Raw genomic sequence first — 1,377 nt, 5'->3', positions numbered from 1 at the left:
GTGTCTACCGTCGAGGCACCGCTGGACCCCGGCTACCATCTCATGCCGGACCTGGCCGACAAAGCCATCGACTACGTGCGGCTGCAGAAGAGCCTCACCCCGGACAAGCCCTTCTTCGTGTACTTCGCGCCCGGCGCCACGCACGCGCCCCACCACGTGCCCAAGGACTGGATCGCCAAGTACAAGGGCAGCTTCGATCAAGGCTGGGACGCGCTGCGCGAGGCAACCTTCGCCCGCCAGCGCGAACTGGGCGTCATCCCGTCCGATGCCGTGCTCACCCCGCGCCCGGACGGCATCCCCGCCTGGGACGACATGCCGGCCGAACTCAAGCCAATCCTGGCCCATCAGATGGAGGTATATGCCGCTTTCCTCGAATATGCCGACCACCACACCGGGCGCGTGATCGACGCCCTGGAGGAACTGGGCGTACTGGATGACACTCTGGTTTACTTCATCATCGGCGACAACGGTGCGTCCGCCGAGGGCGGCATCAACGGCGCCTTCATGCTCACCACCGCCTCCAACGGCGGTGCCGAGTACGAGACCGCCGCGTTCTGGAAGCAGCACCTGGACGAGGTCGGCGGGCCCAAGGCCTACAACCATTACGCCGTCGGCTGGGCGCATGCGCTGTGCACGCCCTACCAGTGGACCAAGCAGGTGGCCTCGCACTACGGCGGCACCCGCAACGGCACCATCGTGCATTGGCCGGCGCGGATCGCCGGCGGTGAGCTGCGCAGCCAGTGGCACCATGTCATCGACGTGGCGCCGACCATCCTTGACCTGGCCGGCCTGGCGCAGCCGCACACCGTCAACGGCGTCACCCAGGTACCGATGCACGGCGTTTCCATGGCGTACACCTTCAACGACGCCGAGGCCGACGAGCGCCACCTCACCCAGTACTTCGAAATCATGGGCAACCGGGGCATTTACCACGACGGCTGGACCGCGCAGACCAAGCACCGCACCCCGTGGGACGTGGTGGCCAAGGGCGTGGACTTCTCGCAGGACGTCTGGGAGCTCTACGACACCACCAAAGACTGGACCCAGTCCGACAACCTCGCCGCCACCCAGCCGGACAAGCTGGCCGAACTGCAGCAGCTGTTCCTGATCGAAGCGGTACGGCACAACGTGCTGCCCATCGACGACCGCGCCGCCGAGCGCATGAATCCCCAGCTGGCCGGCCGCCCCACGCTGACCACCGGCGACACCCTGCGGCTCTATCCCGGCATGACCCGCCTRGGCGAAAACGTGGCGATCAACGTCAAGAACCGCTCCTACGCAGTGACCGCCGAGATCGAAGCGCCCGCCGACAGACCACTCAATGGCGCCATCATCGCCCAGGGCGGGCGCACCGGCGGCTGGTCATTCTTTACCGAA

At 66.6% G+C, this 1,377-nt stretch carries 1 protein-coding gene; it reads left to right on the top strand.

Features of this window, described 5'->3' with window-relative positions; translation table 11 throughout:
* Positions 1-1,377, top strand: a 1,377-nt coding sequence (locus ACXJKH_RS20520; protein WP_457322139.1) for a sulfatase-like hydrolase/transferase, incomplete at both ends; no start/stop codon positions are given.

The sequence above is a fragment of the Stenotrophomonas sp. P5_B8 genome (assembly GCF_054049855.1).
The sequence above is the reverse complement of the archived record's forward strand: the minus strand, read 5'-3'. Positions and strand labels throughout refer to the sequence as shown.